The organism is Saccharopolyspora thermophila, assembly GCF_014646075.1.
GTDB lineage: Bacteria > Actinomycetota > Actinomycetes > Mycobacteriales > Pseudonocardiaceae > Saccharopolyspora > Saccharopolyspora thermophila.
Genome location: NZ_BMMT01000008.1, coordinates 34,990 through 51,774, shown reverse-complemented (window position 1 = coordinate 51,774; position 16,785 = coordinate 34,990). Strand labels below are relative to the sequence as shown.

Here is a 16,785-nt window from a genome sequence, read left to right as displayed (position 1 = left end):
CCACGAGGATCGAGGTCGATCATGACGTCTCCGATCGCCGCCGACCACGACCTGGTCGCGACCGCGACGAGCCGCGCCCGCGGGCTGACCGAGCCGCTGCTGCGCGCCATCGTCGACTCACTCGGCCCGACCCTGGCCGGGATCGGGCACTACCACTTCGGCTGGCAGCCGGGCACCGAGCTCGCCGCGGGCAAGGCGGTCCGCCCGACCCTGGCGGTGCTGGCCGCCGAGGCGGTCGGCGCCGCGCCGTCGGCGGCGCTGCCCGCGGCGGCCGCCGCCGAGCTGGTGCACAACTTCAGCCTCATCCACGACGACATCATCGACAGCGACGAGCAGCGCCGCGGTCGTCCGTCGGTGTGGAAGGCGCACGGCGTGGCCGCGGCGATCCTGATCGGCGACGCCCTGCACTCGGCGGCGTTCGAGCTGCTGCTGGGCACCGGCAGCCCGCACGCCGCGGCGGTCGCCGAGCGTCTCGCGGTGGCGATGCGCGAGGTGGTGATCGGGCAGGTGCAGGACATTGAGTTCACCGGGCGGCCGTGGTCCGGGGCGCAGGCGGTGACCGTCGCGGAGTACCAGGCGATGGCCGAGGCCAAGACGGGCGCGCTGCTGGCGTTCTCCGCGGCGGGCGGCGCGCAGCTGGCCGGGGCGTCCCCGGAGGCGGTGCGGGCGTTCGACGCGCTGGGCCGGCACCTGGGGCTGGCGTTCCAGTGCACCGACGACGTGCTGGGCATCTGGGGTGATCCGCTGGTGACCGGCAAGCCGGTGTTCGGGGACCTGCGAGAGGGTAAGAAGACCCTGCCGATGATCGCGGCGCTGTCCAGCGGTACGCCGGCCGGGAACCGGCTGCGGGAGCTCCTGCCGGCGGGCGACGCCGAGCCGGAGCTGGTCGCCGCGCTGGTCGAGGAGGCCGGGGGCCGGCAGTACGCCGAGCAGGAGGCGGCGCGGCAGCTGCGCGGCGTCGCGCAACAGCTCGACGCGCTGCCGATGCCCGAGCAGGTGCGCCGTTCCTTCAAGGCGCTGGCCGGCACGCTGATCGGCAGGACGCGATGACCGGGTCGCTGTCCACTCAGGACCGTGTTCGGCAGGCGCTCGACGACGCCGGGAAGGCGCTGCTGGCCGCCGCACGCCCCGGTTCCTGGCCGAATCCGCGCCGCCCAGCGGTGTCCGGCGCGGCCGGGGCGGTTCTGGCGCTGCACGTCGCCGACCCGGACCGGTCGGCCGACCTGATCGCCGACGGCGTGGACTGGCTGGTGCGCGCGCAGAACGACGACGGCGGCTGGGGAACGCTGGAGCACCTCCCGAGCGACTTCGTGGCCACCGCGATGGCGACCGCGGCGCTGCGGCTGGTCGCGGGCGAAAGCGGCGCGGAGGCCGTGGCCCGCGGGCTGGGCTGGATCCGGCGCCGCGGCGGCGTCGAGGGCCTGGACGACCCGATGATGGCCCAGCTGACCGGGTTGGTGCTGTCCATCGCCGGGCTGTACGACGCGAACCGCCTGCGCCGCGTTCCGGTGGAGCTGCTCCTGCTTCCCGCCAGGCTGCGCCGCAGGCTGCTGTCCTACCTCACCCCGCCGTTCGTGGCGTTGGCGTTCATGCAGGCACGGCAGCGCCGCCACGGCCGCCTGGCCCGGGCCGTCGAGCGCCTCGCCCGGCCGGTCGCGGTGCGTCTGCTGGAGGAGTTCTTCCGGCAGGAGGGCGAATCCGGCTCCTACGGCGGCGACCCGTGGCTGACCGGGCTGGTGTGCACCGCGCTGAGCCGGGCGAACGCGGCCCCGCACCTGGTGCGGGCCTCGGTCGGCTACCTGCGCGCGACGGCGCAGCCGGGCGGGGCCTGGCACCTCGTCCACGGCGTCGAACGCGACCGGGTGGAGGTGACCGGCATGGCGTTCAGCGTGCACGGGCTGGTCCGCGCGGGCCTGGCGGATGACGCCCGGGTGCTGGCCGGACGCGACTGGTTGGCCCGCTGCCAGCAGCGGGAGCCCTCGGTGGTCTACGCCAGCCCGGCGGGTGCGTGGACCTGGACGGGGCGCACCGGCTGGCCGAATGCGCTGGAAACCGTGCTGGTGCTGCGGATTCTGGTGGACACCGAACGCGACGAGGAGACCGACCGCATCCTCGACCGCGGGGTCGCGTGGCTGCGGGCGCAGCAGGACAACCGCGGCTCGTGGAGCACGTTCGTGCGCAACAGCCTGGTGCCTCTGGACGGCCCGTGCCCGTTCATCACCGCGGTGGCGGTGGAGATCCTGCACGCCGTGGGCGTCAGCACCGCCGACCCGGTGATCGAGCGGGCGTTGCGCTGGCTCGCCAAGAGCCAGGCCCCCGACGGCTCGTTCGAGGCCCGGTGGCACCGCGGCGGCGTGCCCGCCACGGCGGCGGTGGTGCACGCGCTGAGCCGGCTCGGCATGAGCGGGCACCCCGTCGCGATCCGCGCCCGGGACTGGTTGCTGGCCTCGCAGCGCGACGACGGGTCGTGGAGCGACGGGCGCGGCGACGGCACCCCGGACGAGACCGGGCACGCGATCAGCGCGCTCGTGGCCTGCGGGCAGCACGAGGCCGCGCGGCGCGGCGTCGAGTGGCTGGTGGCCGCGCAGGGGCCGGACGGCTGGTGGGAACCGGGCCAGTGCTGCATCTACATCCGCGACCACGTGCACTACTGCGACCCCCTGATCGCGCAGGGGCTCGCGGTCGGCGCGCTCGCGGCGTTCGGAGGTGGTGGGCGATGACAGCTGAGTCCGCTGACGTGGTGGTCTGCGGAGCCGGGGTGGGCGGTCTGGCGGCCGCGTGCGCGCTCGGCGCGCGGGGGCTGCGGGTGTTGCTGCTGGAGAAGCGGCCCAAGCCGGTCCCGGTCGCGAAAGGCGAGGTGCTGCAACCGAGTTCGATCCAGATCCTGCGCGAGTGGGGTGTGCTGCCGCGGTTGGAGGAGCGCGGCGCGGTGCCGTTGGACCGGTTGGTGATCCGCGAGGCCGACGGCCGCCGGGTGATGGTGTTCGACTACGCCGCGCTCGCCGGGCAGCGCCACCTGCTCAGCCACGACCACGGCGAGATCCTGGGCGCGCTCGCCGACAGCCTGGGCGACGGGGTGCGGTGGCGGCGCGGCGCGCTGGTGCGGGATCTGCTGCGCGACGGCTCCGGCCGAATCTGCGGGGTCGTCGTCGACGAGGACGGACGCGGCGTCGAGGTGCGCGCACCGCTGGTGGTGGCCGCCGACGGGTTGTCCTCCCGGCTGCGCCGGCTGGCCGGGATCAGCGCCGAGCCGGTCGAGTACCCGCACCGGCTGGCGTCGTTCGAGCTCACCGGCGGGCCGGAACTGCCCGCCGAGGTCTCCAGCTACCTCACCGACCGCGGGCTGCGGCTGCTGTACCCGCTGCCGGGCGGCCGGATCCGGCTGTACGTGCAGGTCGGGGCGGACGAGCTGCGGGGGGTCCGCAAGGACGACCTGGCTTCCTGGTGCGACGGCGTGGTCGCCGGCACGCCCGCACTCAAGCCGCTGCTGGGCGTGCTGCGCGACAGCCTCGGCACGCGGCAGCTGCTGAAGTTGTGGCGGTTCACCGCGGACCGGATGGCGGTTCCGGGCCTGGCCATGGTCGGCGAGGCCGCGCATGCCGTGCACCCGATGGCCGCGCAGGGCATGAACACGGCCATCGCCGACGCCCACACCCTGGCCGGGCTTCTCGGCGGCCAGTCCACGGTGGACACCGCGCTGGACCGCTACCAGCGGGCCCGCGCGGGCTGGGTCCGTCACATCGACCGGATGAGCCACGACGCCACCCGGATGGTCACCGACACCTCGTGGGCGGGCCGGCTGATCGGCCGGCGGATGCTGCGCCGCACCAGCCGCAACGCCCGGCTGCGCTTCGTGGCCACCTACAACATGGCGGGGCTGGGCATCCGCCCGTTCACCGTGCTGGACCGCATGCACCAGCTCGGCCTGCCCGACCCCCGAGCGGGAAGGATTCCGGCCTGGACATGAGCGGACGACGAGGTGTGGTGCTGGGCGGCGGCCTGGCCGGGATGCTGGCGGCCCGGGTCCTGGCCCGGCACCTGGATTCGGTCGTGGTCGTGGAACGCGACCGCTACCCCGACGGGCCGGTGGTGCGCAAGGGCGTGCCGCAGGCCCACCATGGGCACCTGCTGCTGACCGGCGGGGCGCAGCGGCTCGACCGGCTGCTGCCAGGCGTCGTCGACGAGCTCGTCGGCCAGGGCGCGCGGCGGCTGGGACTGCCCAGCGACGTGGTGTCGCTGACCGCGCAGGGCTGGATGCCGCGGTTCCGGCAGATCCGGTACGCCCTGTGCTGCAGCCGCGCCCTGCTGGAGTGGACGGTCCGCAAGCGCGTGCTCGGCGACGGTCGCATCCAGGTGGTCGAGGGCACCGAAGCGGTCCGGCTGTGCGGCACGGCCGACCGGGTGACCGGCGCGCTGGTCCGGGACCGGTCGAACGGGCAGCTGGCCGCGCTCGACGCCGACCTGGTCGTGGACGCGACCGGGCGCGGCTCCAAGGCGACCGTGTGGCTGCGCGCGCTCGGGCTGCCGGAGGTCCGCGAGGAACTGGTGGATCCCGGCCTGGCGTACGCCACGCGGCTCTACCGCGCCCCGACCGCGGACTTCCCGACCGTGTCGGTCCAGGCCGACCCGGGCGGTGGGCGTCCGGGGCGGGCCGCGGTGATCTTCCCGATCGAGGGCGCGCAGTGGCTGGTGACGCTGTCTGGCACACGCGGTGCGGAACCCCCGGTGGACGACGCGGGGTTCGAGGAGTTCGCCCGCAACCTGCCGCACGGTGTGATCGGCGAGCTCATCGCCGCCGCCGAACCGCTCGGTCGCGCCCGCGGTTACCGTAACAACGCCAACCGCCGCCACCGTTTTGACCTGCTCGCGCAGTGGCCCGACGGGTTCGCGGTGCTCGGCGACGCGGTGGCCACCACGAATCCCACGTACGCGCACGGCATGTCGGTCGCGGCGGCCGAAGCCGTCGCGCTGGACCGGGAGCTGTCCCAACACCGATTGCGCCCGGGCAGCTTCCGCCGGGTGCAGCGCCGCATCGTCCGCGCCACGCACGTCTCGTGGGTGATGGCCACCAGCCAGGACCGGCTGTACCCGGGCGTGGTGGGCGGCGGTCCGACCCGCGCGGCGCTGCTGCAGAAGCGGCTGGCCGACCGGCTGCAACGGGTGGCCGGGCGCGACCCGGTGGTGTTCGGTGCGCTGCTGGGCGCGCACACGCTGTCCGGTGCGCCGCCGCTGTCGCAGATCCCGCGGGTGGTCGCGGGGCTGCTGCGCGGCGCCGGGCCGTTGGACTCCGGCGATCCGCCGTTCACCGCGGCCGAACGGGCCGTGCTGACCAACCGAGGAGAGCAGGTTTGACCGAGCAGTTCACCGCGGCCGAGGTGGCCGAGTTCTACGACGGACTGGAGCGTTTCCTGTCGTCGTGGCTTGGCGAGAGCATCCACTACGGCTACTGGCCCGACGGCCCGGGCGGGTCGTTCACCGACGCCCAGGACCGGCTGACCGCGCTGGTCGGCGAGAAACTCGCGCTGCGACCGGAGGAACGGCTGCTCGACGTCGGCTGCGGCACCGGACGCCCCGCCACGCTGCTCGCCCGCGCCACCGGCTGCATTGTCACCGGCATCACCATCAGCCGCCGCCAGCTGGAGACCGCGGTGCGACGCGACGTCGACGGCGTCGCGTTCACCCTCGCCGACGCGATGGACATGCCGTTCGCCGATGGGGAATTCGACGCCGCGCTCGCCCTGGAGTCGCTGCTGCACATGCCCGATCAGAAAGGGGCGCTCGCCGAGGTGCACCGGGTGCTGCGGCCGGGTGGCCGGTTGGTCGTCGCCGACTTCTTCCAGATCACCCCCGCCCCGGAACAGCCTGGCGGCGTGCCGTTCACCCCGCCACCGCCGCTGCCGGAGCTGACCGACCGGATCCGCGCCGCCGGGTTCGAGGTCACCGACGTCGTCGACATCACCGGGCCGACCCGCCCCACCTACGACGAGCTGCTGGCCGCCGTCGCCGCCCAGAGGTCCACTTTGGACTCCGTGACCGAGCGGATCGCCGAGCAGGTCCAGCGGGCCATCCCGCAGATCGTCGCGCACGCCCGCCGGTACACCGGCTACGCGGTCGTCACCGCGCACCGCGCCTGACAGGGTCGTCTTCGCACTGCTCAGGTGGTCACCGGCTGGCCACCCCGCTCAGGTGGGCCGCCACACCGCTTGGAAGCCCGGATCCGAGAGGAGATCCCCCGTGACCGACCAGACCACGTTCACCGCGGACGAGGTCGCGATGTTCTACGACCAGCTGGAGGAGTTCTTCTCGTCCTGCCTCGGTGAGAGCATCCACTACGGCTACTGGCCCGACGGCGTCGACGCGGCGTCGCTGACCGAGGCCCAGGACCGACTGACCGCGCTGCTGGGCGAGAAGCTCGCGCTGCGACCAGAGGAACGGCTGCTCGACGTCGGCTGCGGCACCGGACGCCCCGCCACGCTGCTCGCCCGCGCCACCGGCTGCGCCATCACCGGCATCACCATCAGCCGCCGCCAGCTGGAGACGGCGGCTGAGCTGGCCCGCTCCACCGGCCTGGGCGACCGGGTGCGGTTCCAGTACGCCGACGCGATGGACATGCCCTTCGCCGACGGCGAGTTCGACGCCGCGCTGGCGCTGGAGTCGCTGCTGCACATGCCCGACAAGCAGCGGGCCCTCGCCGAGGAGCACCGCGTGCTGCGCCCCGGCGGGCGGCTGGTCATCGCCGACTTCTTCGAGACCAAGCCGATCCCGCCCGGCAAGGTCCCGCAGACCGCGATCGGCGTGCTGCCCAACCACGTGCCGCCACCCCTGGACGAGCTGACGGGCCTGGTGCGCGACGCCGGGTTCGAGGTGGCCGAGGTCCTCGACGTCACCGAGCAGACCCGGCACTCCGGCGAGGCGATCCTGACGGCCATCGCCGCCTACCGCCCGGCCGTGGAGTCGGAGCGCAGCGCCCGCATCGCCGAGCAGGTGCAGCACGCCATCCCGCTGATCGTCGAGCACGCGCAGGAGCACACCGGCTACGTCGTGCTCACCGCACGCAAGGCGGGATAGCCGTGGCCGAGGTGTTCTGCCCCTTCGATGTGGGCGAGGAGTTCCGCTGGCTGCGCGAGCACGCGCCGGTGTCGCGCATCGACCTGCCCAGCGGCGCGCAGGCGTGGTTCGTCACCCGCCAGGCCGACGCCCGCCAGGTACTCACCGACGGCCGGTTCCGCAGCGTCGACGCGGCCCGGCTGATGCGTCCGGGCACCACCGACGCCGGGGTCGCCGAACCCGGCCCCGGCGTGTTGCTGTTCATGGACCCGCCGGAGCACACCCGGCTGCGGCGGATGCTGGCCGGGAATTTCACGGTGCGGCGGATGGACCAGTTCCGACCCGTGGTCGAGTCGATCGTGACCGCGCAGCTGGACGAGATGGCGCGGCGCGGCGGTCCGGTCGACTTCGTGCGCGAGTTCGCGCTGCCGGTGCCGTCGCTGGTGATCTGCGAGCTGCTCGGCGTGCCGTACGCGGACCGCGCCGAGTTCCGGCGCCGCACGGCGGCGCAGGTCGACCTGGCGATGAGCGAGGAGCGGGCCGCGGCTCTGTGGGCCGAGTCCACCGAGTACATGGCGCGGCTGGTGGCCGACAAACGCGCCCACCCCACCGACGACCTGCTGGGGCGGCTCGTCGCCGAGCACGGCCACGAGCTGTCCGACGCGGAGCTGTCCGGCATCGGGATCTTCCTGCTCGGTGCGGGCTACGAGACCACCGCGAACATGCTCGCCCTCGGCCTGCTCCTGCTGCTGCGTCACCCCGACCAGCTGGCGAGGCTCCGCGACGCGGCGGTGGTCGACCGCGCGGTGGAGGAACTGCTGCGCTACCTGACGGTGGTGAACAACGCGGCGATGCGGCAGGCCCGCGAAGACGTCGAGATCGGCGGGCAGCTCGTCGGTGCGGGCGAGTTCGTGCTGGTGTCGCTGGGATCGAGCAACCGGGACGACGCGGTCTACGACCGGTCCGACGAGTTCGACATCGACCGCTCCCCCGCCCCGCACCTGGCGTTCGGGCACGGCGTCCACCACTGCCTTGGTGCTCCGCTGGCCCGCCTGGAACTGCAGGTCGCCTACCCGGCGCTGCTCGCGCGTTTCCCCGACCTGCGGCTGGCGGTGCCGTTCGAGGACCTCGAATACCTGCCCCGCACTCTGGTGCACGGGGTGCGGAAGCTTCCGGTGACCTGGTGAGAGGCCGTCTTGGAACCCGTTGCGGGATCCGACCTCAGCCACCGCCTGGCTCCCGAGCTGGGCATTTCTCGCCCCGGTCGGCGTCTGAGCACGGGTGGTCGCCCTGCGCAGGTGAACCCAGCCGCCACGACAAAGATCAAGGACAGGCGCTGAAACTGGAGAGATCCGCGTGACCGAAACCCACGAGGTGTTGACGTTCCCGATGGCCCGGCCGACCGGCTGTCCGCTGGACCCGCCGGAGCACTACCGCGCAATGCGGCAGTCGGCCCCGGTCGCCCGGGCCACCCTGCCCGACGGCAGCCCGACCTGGCTGGTCAGCCGGTACGCCGACGTGCGTGCCGTGCTGCGCGACCCGCGGGTGAGCGCGGACCTGCGCGCCCCCGGATTCCCCATCATCTCCGCGGCCGAACGGGCCCTGGTCGACGCGGGATTCCACCCCGGGTTCATCCGGACCGACCCGCCCGAGCACGGCCGGCTGCGCCAGATGGTGGCGCACGACTTCACCATCAAGCGCAGTTCGGCGCTGCGCCCGGACATCCAGCGGCTGGTGGACGAGCGGATCGACGCGATGCTGGCCGGGCCGCGGCCCGCCGACCTGGTGGCCGAGCTGGCGCTGCCGGTGCCCAGCACGGTGATCTGCTGGCTGCTGGGCGTGCCGGTGGACGACATCGGCAGCTTCAACGCCTGGACCCGCACCATCGTCGACGCCACCACCACACCGGAGGAGACGCAGGCGGCCAACACCGCGATCCTGGAGTACTTCGACCGGCTGATCGCGGTGAAGCAGCGGGAACCCGGCGACGACATCGTCTCCCGCCTGGTCGCCCGGCACGAGGCGGGCGAGCTCAGCCGCCAGGACGTGCTGACCACGTCGATGCTGCTGCTGGTGGCCGGGCACGAGACCACCGCGAACATGATCTCGCTGGGGGTGCTGGCCCTCCTCCAGCACCCCGAGCAGGCCGCCGCGCTGCGCGACGACCCGGATCTGGCGCCCGGCGCCGTGGAGGAGCTGCTGCGGTACCTGTCCATCTCGGAGTTCGCGACCACCCGCGTCGCGGTGCGGGACCTGGAGGTGGGCGGCCAGGTGATCCGCGCCGGGGAGGGCATCGTGGCACTGACGCCGTCGGCCAACCGCGACGCGGCCGTGTTCGCCGACCCCGACGTGCTGGACATCCGGCGCGGCTCGCGCCAGCACGTGGCGTTCGGCTTCGGCCCGCACCAGTGCGTCGGCCAGTCCCTGGCCCGCACCGAACTGCGGATCGTCTACCCGACCCTGCTGCGCCGCATCCCGACCCTCCGCCTGGCGGCGGACCCGGCGACCCTCCGGTACAAGCGTGACGAAGGCATCTTCGGCGTCCACGCCCTCCCCGTCACCTGGGACTGACCGCGGGCCCACCGGACGGCGATTCCGGTTCGACGCGCCCCGCACTCCGCAGGCCACCAGCACGTGGTCAGGGGCGTCTGGGCGACGAAAGCGGCGAGGCACACGATGCTGAGCACGACCGAGACGCACCAGAACGTTCCCAAGTTCGACGGAACTTGGGCACCAGAAGTGTCCACGTTTTCCTGAACTTGGGCGCAAAATCCCAATTTGCCGGCACTTGGGCGCCAAGGACGTCCAGTCTTGCCTGAACTGGGATAGGGCGTAGAGAGGCTCTCAATGCATCGAACCCGGACATGCGTCGAAAGGTCGCCTCCCTGCAAACATTCAAACGAACATTCAATCACGCTGTGTGATCAACGCGGCGGGACGGTGTGGTGACGTTGTGTCGTGGCTGCGTCGGTTCGCTGCTGCTGGGGCCTGGCTGCGTGGTTGCTGCTGGGCGTCGTGGGTGCGGTGGTGGCTGGTGTTGTTGGGTTGTGCAGGGTTCTGCCGAACTGGCGTCGCCCGTGTTGATCTGTTGGGTATGGGCGGGGGTGATCGGCAAGACACAGCCGGGGTCCTGCGGGTGCCATGTCGTGGGGCTTTCGGGCCGATCACCCCCCTAGAGAGAGGGCGTGGCCTTCCCCCGAGGTCATGTCGCCGGGAGCCCCCGCCGCTGCGGGGGCTCCCGTGCTTGTGCGGGGCGTGGGGCTTGTGAGGTGTGGCGGATCGTTCGTCGCTCGCCTGCCAGGGTTCCTACCCGTTGAGCAGGGCGGATGCGTGTTCGGCGGAGGGCTGCGGCGAATTCGTGGCGGTGGTCCGTCTCGACTCGGTGCAGCAGGCGTGCGGCGGCGTAGAGCTGGGCGACGCGGCCGGTCGGTGAGTCGAGAACGTCACCGAACCCTGACCGGACGGCTCGGTAGGTGGCGGGGTTGAGCACGCTGGAACACAGCAAGGTGGCCGCGTCGGTTCCGGCCGGGCCGCGTCCCCAGCCTTCCCAGGCCAGCACACCGAGTTGTGGGTGTAGGAGGTTGTTCCAGTGCAGGTCTCCGTGGACGGTTTCCCACTGTTCGATGTGGCTTTCGACGTGATCGCCGAAGGTGTCGCGGATGCGGCGGGATACCCGTTGTTGGTCGGCGTGGGTGCGCAGTGTTGGGGTGGCGGCCAGGGTGGCGAGCGTGCGCCGCAGGTCCGCCCACCAAGCGGGCGGTAGGTTGAGGTCCGTGGTGGGGGCGTCCGTGGTGGAGCAGGGGTCACCGGGCAGCAGCGTGGAGAGTTCCGCACGCTGGTGCCGCCAGTCCCGTTCGTTCCACTCGCAGCAACCCAGAACGTACGGCTTGGGAATACTGGCGGGAAGTGTGTTGGCGTCGGTGTTTCCGGTCCAGAACTCCCCGTGCGCCCATTGCGGGAATTCCGACACCACCCGCAGCCAGTACCCCGTCCCCGAGGCGTCACGCACTCGTGTGCCGATGGAACGCAAGCGCCAACCGAACACCGGCTCACCGTCGAGGGTGACGGCGAAGTGGTCGGCGGCGCGGGCGAGGTTGCCCCGCATCCACACGATGAACTGTCGGTCGGCCTCGGCGACTTCGGCGTCTGTCGGGCTCATGGGTCGATGAGGTGCCGCAGGTAGTTGTCCGGGTTGGTGAGGTAGCGCCGCCAGTGGTCCACGAGTTCGAGTTCGTCCCACTTCACGCGGCGGGTTCCGTGGTCGCCCACTTCGATGATGTTGGCTCCGGGGGTGGCGGCCAGGATCGGTGAGTGTGTCGCACAGATGACCTGAGCACCCGTGGTGCTCAGTTGGTGCATGAGGCCCACCAGGCGCAGGCACGATGTGAACGACAAGGCGGCCTCGGGCTCGTCCATGACGGAGAAGCCAGCGGCGTTGAACATGTCCCGAAACATCGTCAAGAAACCCTCACCGTGCGACATTTCGGCGGTGTTCTCATCCCAGAAGCCGGGTACCCCGCCGAGGTTCTCGGTCATCTGGAACGCGGTTTCAGCCCGAAGGAAAAAGCCCTTCTTCTTCGATCGGGGGCCGCTGCGCATACGAGACCCGGCGGCGGTGGTTTCCAGCGAGAGAACTTCGCCAAGCGGGGTTTTGGTCGGGTTGGGTCGGCCCCGTTTCGCACCGAGGCGACCCCCGTAGGAGTCCAGCCCGAACCCCTCGGCGATCGCCTCCACAAGCGTGGGCTTGCCCGACCCGTTGTCACCGACGAAGAACGTCACCGGTGAATGGAAGGTCAGACCCTCGTCAGCCAGCTCGGCCACGCATGGCACGGTGAACGGCCACCGGCCGCGCTCAGCGCGGCCGGGCCGGTTCGCCTCCCTGATGTAGGCACGACGGACGAACACAGGGCTCCTAGGCGTCGTAGTTCGGCTGGCACCCGCCGTTGGGACCACACGGCCCCGCGCCGGTCGGCCAGCACGACGGGTTACAGGCAGGGCTACAGTTCGGCCCACACTGAGGGTCGCACGCCGACCGGGGCCGCGTGGCGAAGTGGGTGCGCAGTGTCGCACCCACCTCCGCCGTACGGGGGCCGGACAGGATCTCGGCGAGCGCACGTTCCCGCACGTTGCCCACCGGCATCCACCGGGAGAACATGCACGGCCACACCTGGCCCGATGGCGAGATCGCGATCTTGCCATCCCCGCAGTGCCCACACAGTTGATCGAGCCCCGCCCGCCCCGTGCGCACGCCGCGTCCGACCTGCCGCAGACGGTCGGTGCCGATCTCGGTCACCCCCAGCTCGCGCAGCTCGGCGACCGCCTGGTCACTGCGCTGCCCCGCCCACAGGTTCACCACACCGACCCGCAGCGGGATCGCCCGGCGCACGGCTTCACGGATGTTGGCCTTGGTGCGCTCGTACGCCGGGCGCACGTACACCAGGTTGGAAAACACCTTCACCTCAACGCCCCGATCTCGGCGGCCTGGTCGATCACCCGCCGCCAGTCCTCCACCCGCATCCGCCCGTGGTCACCAGCCGGGCCGGACTCGGCGTAACAGTGCCCGCATTCCAGTTGACATCGGCCCGTGATTTCCAGCCACACGAACGAAATCCGACCATAGTCCATCATGGACTCTCCCCAATGTGTTGAAAGGCTCTGCCCGTTCGCCTCACTCACAGCACCACGCCCGAGGTGCCGCTACTCGGGTTGGAACCGGCGGGGGTGGTGCGCCGAGGGGCGACGCACCACCCCCGCCGGGCGACTCCGTGCCGAAGTTCGGGAGCAACGACACCGAGCCACGCCTTACAACCGCCGCACCCCAGCGAGAACGCGTTGCAACACCAGCGGATTGCGTGCGACCTCGTCCGGCTTCGCCGCAAGCACTTCGGGTGGCAGCGGCAGAATCCGTGTCTGTTCGTTGGCGATGTCGTCGGCGAGGTCACCGCGCATCGACACCGGTTCCCCCGGCCCATGACGGGCACTGTTGCCGGTTTCCGCCTCAATCCGCTCGACCAGATGCCGCACGGTCAGTGCACCCTCACCAGCGCGGCCGTGCTGCCGCCGAGACGTGCAACAGCTCCCCAACACCGCGCCAAGCCCGAAGTGACAACCACCAGGACAATCCTCCAGACGATCACTATTCGCCCCTTCCCACATCGATGACCGTCCGTCCGCCGTCACCGCTACGCAGCGCCGCGACCAGCTTCTCAAGACCGTCGGCGAGGTGATCGCATTCGTCAGGCGTCCACAGCCCGCGTTCCAGGTCATCGACCGCGAACCCGAGCATCACGATCGCAGACCGCATGAGCTTGGCAAGTTCGACGTAATCGACACTCGCCGGACGAAGTACGCGGGGGTGGCTGCGCGTCGGCGAATTCGGGGCGCTCATGCCGTGGTCTCCCGCGCAGCGAGCTTGCCGGGGCAACCTGTGCACGGCACGTAAGTCCGCAGGGGATCAGGCAGCGTGAGCGACACGAGCGGCACACCGCAGAGTGCGGTGGACGCATTGGGGATGACCCAGTGCTCAACACCGTTGGCGGACACCAATTTTCGGACGGTCACGACGATTACCCCGGAAATCTCGGTGCCAGTGGGCGGCGGGAACCGACGGCGTGTGATCGAGGCCAAGCCGGTTCCCGCCGCGTGCCGACGCCGCGCCTGTACTGGGGGGACGGGCGCGAGAATGGACGTCGGCAAGCCGCGCCGGTGTCCACCGATACACACAGCGACGTCACTGCCGTCTTGCGTTAGCACGGCAGTCAGCCCGTCGCGGGTGACCCGTGACCATTGCGGCATGTCTTCACCGTCGTCACTCGGTCACTGCGTGTGTAGGGGTTACGCCATACGCATTGGCATACGCATGAGGTATGAGGGTCGATCAGTGGTTCACCAATGGTGATGGCGTCGATACGCTCGATGCTGGCTCTGCCCTGGGTCACGCCCCCGGCTGATCACCGGGGGCACCTGGGGCAGACACCAACCAACCCAGGGGCAGAGGACCACACAACATGAGCACCGAAGGCGCTGAGCTGCGCCGCTATCGGCGCGCTGCGGGGCTGGGCCAGGGGACGCTAGCCCGCCTCGTGCCGATCAGCCAGGCCACGATTTCGCGGTATGAATCCGGTCTCCAGGCCGTTGACCCAGCCACCGCTGAACGCCTCGATGAAATTGTTGGTGCGGGCGGGCAGCTCGCCCGCGCAGCTCAGAACCAGCACGCCCCCGCGCAGTACCGGGCACCGGCCGCCACCGGGGGTGATACCGAACTGGCCGCTCTCGAACTCGCCCGCCGTGCTGCGTCCAGCAACGTCGGAAGCACCACGCTGGCGCATCTGGAGGCCATCGTTGATGACCTTGCCACCGCCTACCCGGTAACCCCACCGGGCGAACTCGCCTCCCGTCTGCGCACTCACATCGGCCACGTGACCAACCTGCTCGATGCCCGCGTGACGCTGTCCGAACACACGCGACTGCTCAACGTCGGCGCGTGGCTGTCCCTGCTGGCGGCCACCGTGTACATCGACCTCGATCAGCAACCGGCAGCGACGGCCTACCTGCGGACCGCCGCGAGCCTCGCCGGCGACACCGGCCATGCCGAGATCACCGCATGGTGCTACGAGACCGCCGCGTGGCGCGTGCTGACCAAGGGTGAATACCAGCAAGCGGTCGCCCTGTCACAGGCTGCCCGACACCACGCGCCCACTGGATCGTCCGTGATGATTCAGGCGACCGCCCAGGAGGGCCGTGCGTGGGCTCGGTTGGGCAATGCGCAGGAAACCCGCCGCGCTCTGGGCGAGGTCCACCGCATGGCCGAGCGTCTACCCCAGCCGGATCGACCAGAACGCCACTATGTGTACGATCCCACCAAGGCTGTTGCGTACACCGCCACCACGTTGGCCTGGATCGCCGACCCTGCTGCCGAGGCGTACGCTCGCGCGGTTATTGATCGACTTGACCGCGCGGAAAATGACCATCAACGATGGCCCCGGCGGGTCGCCTCGGCGCATCTCGATCTGGGGTTGTCTCTGCTGGGCAGCGATCGTCTCGATGAAGCCGCCGAGGTTACGCGAAAGGCTCTGGAATCCGGTCGAGTTGCGCCCTCGAACTACTGGAGGGCCGATGAGGTCGTACGGGCTGTCGAAGCCCGCGGCCTGAGCGTGGCGGGGGAACTGCGGGAAACCTACCGGGCACTGTGTCAGTAGAGCCACCATCAGGCGTGACAGTGCACGCCACTCAGACCACCTCAACAACGAACGCCCGGAACCGAGGGAGACGGGTTCGGGGCGTTCGTTGCGCCTTCCCCCAGGAAGCGCAGCTTACCGTGGCCGCGAACGGTTCCGGTTCCGGGCGGCCGGGCGGCCCGTTCTGGCAGTACCGGGAGGGGGTAGGTGTTGCCGGCGGCGTCCCGCGGTTCCTGTTGTGCCTGATCACAGCGTTGCAGTGGGTCGCGCCGGATACCCCCCAGGAACGGGGCGTCAGGGGGTGTCCGGTGCGACCGTGCCGACCGGTGCGGGTGGGGGTGGTCAGTTTGGCCACCTTCACCGGGTGCCGATCAGGTGCGGGTGGTTTCGGTGCGGAGTTGGCGGAGGTGGTCGCTGTCGTCCAGGACGCGTTGGATGGCGGGCCAGGTGCCGGTGTGCTGCCAGGTGTCCAGGCGGGTGCGGCAGGTTCTTGCACTGACTCCGAGGGTGGGCGGAATCTTGGTGTAGGAGCAGCCGAGGTGTCCGGCGCAGACGATTCCGGCGAGTACAGCGCGGTTGTCAGCTTGGGGGCGTCCGACGCTGCGCCGCTGCGGGGCCGGGGGCAGCAGTGGCGCGACGTCAGCCCACAAGTGATCAGGAATGATCCGCTCGACCGTGACCGTCCCGGACAGCCCCAGCGCTCTGGTGCGCTTGTATTTGCGGGGGCGGATGTGCTTGCGGGGTGTGGTGGGCCGGATCTCGCCTTTGGCGTGGGTGGCGAGCATGCGGGCGATGTGCACGGCGTGAGGTGCGATGCTGTGCGCCCAGTGCAAGCACTGTTCAGCGATCACGTGGGTGATCGGCGCGACCAGTCGGCAATGCCCGTCGGGTTCCTCCACGAAAAGCTTCGGGGACAGGTACCGCATGGGTCCGTTCGTGCACAGCAGGTCCAGCACGAACCGCTCGACCTCAGGGCGCAGCATTTCCAACAGATCCAGAGCGAGGGAATCGCGGTTGGGTTTGTCGGAATGGTGGAAGCCCATCGCGGGATCGGGCCCGACCCCCGAGGCAGGCCAGGCGGCATTCGATCTCGGCCAGCCGGTAGGCGTAGTTCAACAGCGCGTTGATCGGATCGGCCGCGTAATGCCCGTTGGTCTTGGCGGTGTCGATCGGTGATTTCCGGGCGACGAAAGTGGTCCGGTGTGCGGGGACGGTGAACGCCTCGCGGGGTTCGAACGGGACGATGACGCGTCCGGACCAGGCGTGCCAATACACGTCGCCCCGGCCGCGCCTTCCCGCACCCGTGCGGCGCTGATCGTGGGGGCGGTGGCGATGTCGGCGGCGTGGGCGCGGATCGTCTCGGCGGCGTCCGGGTTGTTCAGGTACTCCGTGGCAATGGCCGCTTGCCGTCGAGCTTGCGGGCCAGGATGTATTTCGCGATCTCCAACCCGACGGCGGCGTGGGGGCCGTCTTCGCCCGCGAAGGCTTGCGCCCTCCGCAGCCGGACGTCGTCGGTGTCCGGCGCGGGCTCGGCCGCGACGTGAGTTCTCGGCCGGACCGG

At 71.0% G+C, this 16,785-nt stretch carries 16 protein-coding genes and 1 pseudogene; 9 read left to right on the top strand and 8 right to left on the bottom strand.

Features of this window, described 5'->3' with window-relative positions:
- Positions 1 to 21: 21 nt before the first annotated feature.
- From IEY17_RS12920 to IEY17_RS12885, 8 genes are all read left to right on the top strand, one after another.
- Complete coding sequence (locus IEY17_RS12920; protein ID WP_188987614.1) at positions 22 to 1,050, top strand: polyprenyl synthetase family protein; 1,029 nt, start codon at positions 22 to 24, stop codon at positions 1,048 to 1,050.
- Positions 1,047 to 2,720 (top strand): prenyltransferase/squalene oxidase repeat-containing protein, encoded by a 1,674-nt coding sequence (locus IEY17_RS12915; RefSeq protein WP_188987613.1) that lies wholly within the window; start codon positions 1,047 to 1,049, stop codon positions 2,718 to 2,720. The genes IEY17_RS12920 and IEY17_RS12915 overlap by 4 nt, the downstream gene beginning before the upstream one ends.
- On the top strand, positions 2,717 to 3,967 hold the full coding sequence (locus IEY17_RS12910) for an FAD-dependent oxidoreductase (RefSeq protein ID WP_188987612.1): 1,251 nt from the start codon (positions 2,717 to 2,719) through the stop codon (positions 3,965 to 3,967). The genes IEY17_RS12915 and IEY17_RS12910 overlap by 4 nt, the downstream gene beginning before the upstream one ends.
- Positions 3,964 to 5,352: an NAD(P)/FAD-dependent oxidoreductase gene (locus tag IEY17_RS12905; protein ID WP_188987611.1), complete on the top strand. Its 1,389-nt coding sequence runs from the start codon at positions 3,964 to 3,966 to the stop codon at positions 5,350 to 5,352. The genes IEY17_RS12910 and IEY17_RS12905 overlap by 4 nt, the downstream gene beginning before the upstream one ends.
- Entirely contained in the window at positions 5,349 to 6,134 is a 786-nt protein-coding gene (locus IEY17_RS12900) for an SAM-dependent methyltransferase (RefSeq protein ID WP_188987610.1), read from the top strand. The genes IEY17_RS12905 and IEY17_RS12900 overlap by 4 nt, the downstream gene beginning before the upstream one ends.
- Before the next feature lie 100 nt (positions 6,135 to 6,234).
- A complete protein-coding gene (locus tag IEY17_RS12895; RefSeq protein ID WP_188987609.1) occupies positions 6,235 to 7,068 on the top strand; it encodes an SAM-dependent methyltransferase in 834 nt (277 codons plus the stop codon).
- 2 nt (positions 7,069 to 7,070) lie between these two features.
- On the top strand, positions 7,071 to 8,234 hold the full coding sequence (locus IEY17_RS12890) for a cytochrome P450 (RefSeq protein WP_229680103.1): 1,164 nt from the start codon (positions 7,071 to 7,073) through the stop codon (positions 8,232 to 8,234).
- 169 nt (positions 8,235 to 8,403) lie between these two features.
- Positions 8,404 to 9,618, top strand: a complete 1,215-nt coding sequence (locus IEY17_RS12885) for a cytochrome P450 (RefSeq protein ID WP_229680102.1) — start codon at positions 8,404 to 8,406, stop codon at positions 9,616 to 9,618.
- Between the two features lie 631 nt (positions 9,619 to 10,249).
- Here the strand turns inward: IEY17_RS12885 and IEY17_RS12880 are convergent.
- The 6 genes from IEY17_RS12880 to IEY17_RS12860 form a co-directional block, all read right to left on the bottom strand.
- Complete coding sequence (locus tag IEY17_RS12880) at positions 10,250 to 11,152, bottom strand: aminoglycoside phosphotransferase (RefSeq protein ID WP_188987608.1); 903 nt, start codon at positions 11,150 to 11,152, stop codon at positions 10,250 to 10,252.
- Between the two features lie 50 nt (positions 11,153 to 11,202).
- On the bottom strand, positions 11,203 to 11,868 hold the full coding sequence (locus tag IEY17_RS12875; RefSeq protein ID WP_229680101.1) for an AAA family ATPase: 666 nt from the start codon (positions 11,866 to 11,868) through the stop codon (positions 11,203 to 11,205).
- Between the two features lie 91 nt (positions 11,869 to 11,959).
- Positions 11,960 to 12,499, bottom strand: coding sequence for an SPASM domain-containing protein (locus IEY17_RS12870; RefSeq protein ID WP_229680100.1), 540 nt, complete (start codon positions 12,497 to 12,499; stop codon positions 11,960 to 11,962).
- Positions 12,500 to 12,501: 2 nt separating this feature from the next.
- The gene (locus IEY17_RS25385; RefSeq protein WP_229680099.1) at positions 12,502 to 12,675 is read right to left on the bottom strand and encodes a hypothetical protein; all 174 of its coding nucleotides are present in this window, start codon (positions 12,673 to 12,675) and stop codon (positions 12,502 to 12,504) included.
- Positions 12,676 to 12,849: 174 nt separating this feature from the next.
- The gene (locus IEY17_RS12865) at positions 12,850 to 13,071 is read right to left on the bottom strand and encodes a hypothetical protein (protein ID WP_188987607.1); all 222 of its coding nucleotides are present in this window, start codon (positions 13,069 to 13,071) and stop codon (positions 12,850 to 12,852) included.
- Between the two features lie 112 nt (positions 13,072 to 13,183).
- The gene (locus IEY17_RS12860) at positions 13,184 to 13,435 is read right to left on the bottom strand and encodes a hypothetical protein (protein ID WP_188987606.1); all 252 of its coding nucleotides are present in this window, start codon (positions 13,433 to 13,435) and stop codon (positions 13,184 to 13,186) included.
- Positions 13,436 to 14,054: 619 nt separating this feature from the next.
- Here IEY17_RS12860 and IEY17_RS12855 point away from each other — a divergent pair.
- The gene (locus IEY17_RS12855) at positions 14,055 to 15,245 is read left to right on the top strand and encodes a helix-turn-helix domain-containing protein (protein ID WP_188987605.1); all 1,191 of its coding nucleotides are present in this window, start codon (positions 14,055 to 14,057) and stop codon (positions 15,243 to 15,245) included.
- 350 nt (positions 15,246 to 15,595) lie between these two features.
- Here IEY17_RS12855 and IEY17_RS25820 read toward each other — a convergent pair whose 3' ends face one another.
- Both IEY17_RS25820 and IEY17_RS26080 read right to left on the bottom strand, forming a co-directional pair.
- Positions 15,596 to 16,150, bottom strand: coding sequence for a transposase (locus IEY17_RS25820; protein ID WP_373289878.1), 555 nt, complete (start codon positions 16,148 to 16,150; stop codon positions 15,596 to 15,598).
- Between the two features lie 21 nt (positions 16,151 to 16,171).
- Positions 16,172 to 16,276: pseudogene (locus IEY17_RS26080) on the bottom strand (CRISPR-associated endonuclease Cas1); the annotation flags it as partial.
- Positions 16,277 to 16,785 lie beyond the last annotated feature (509 nt).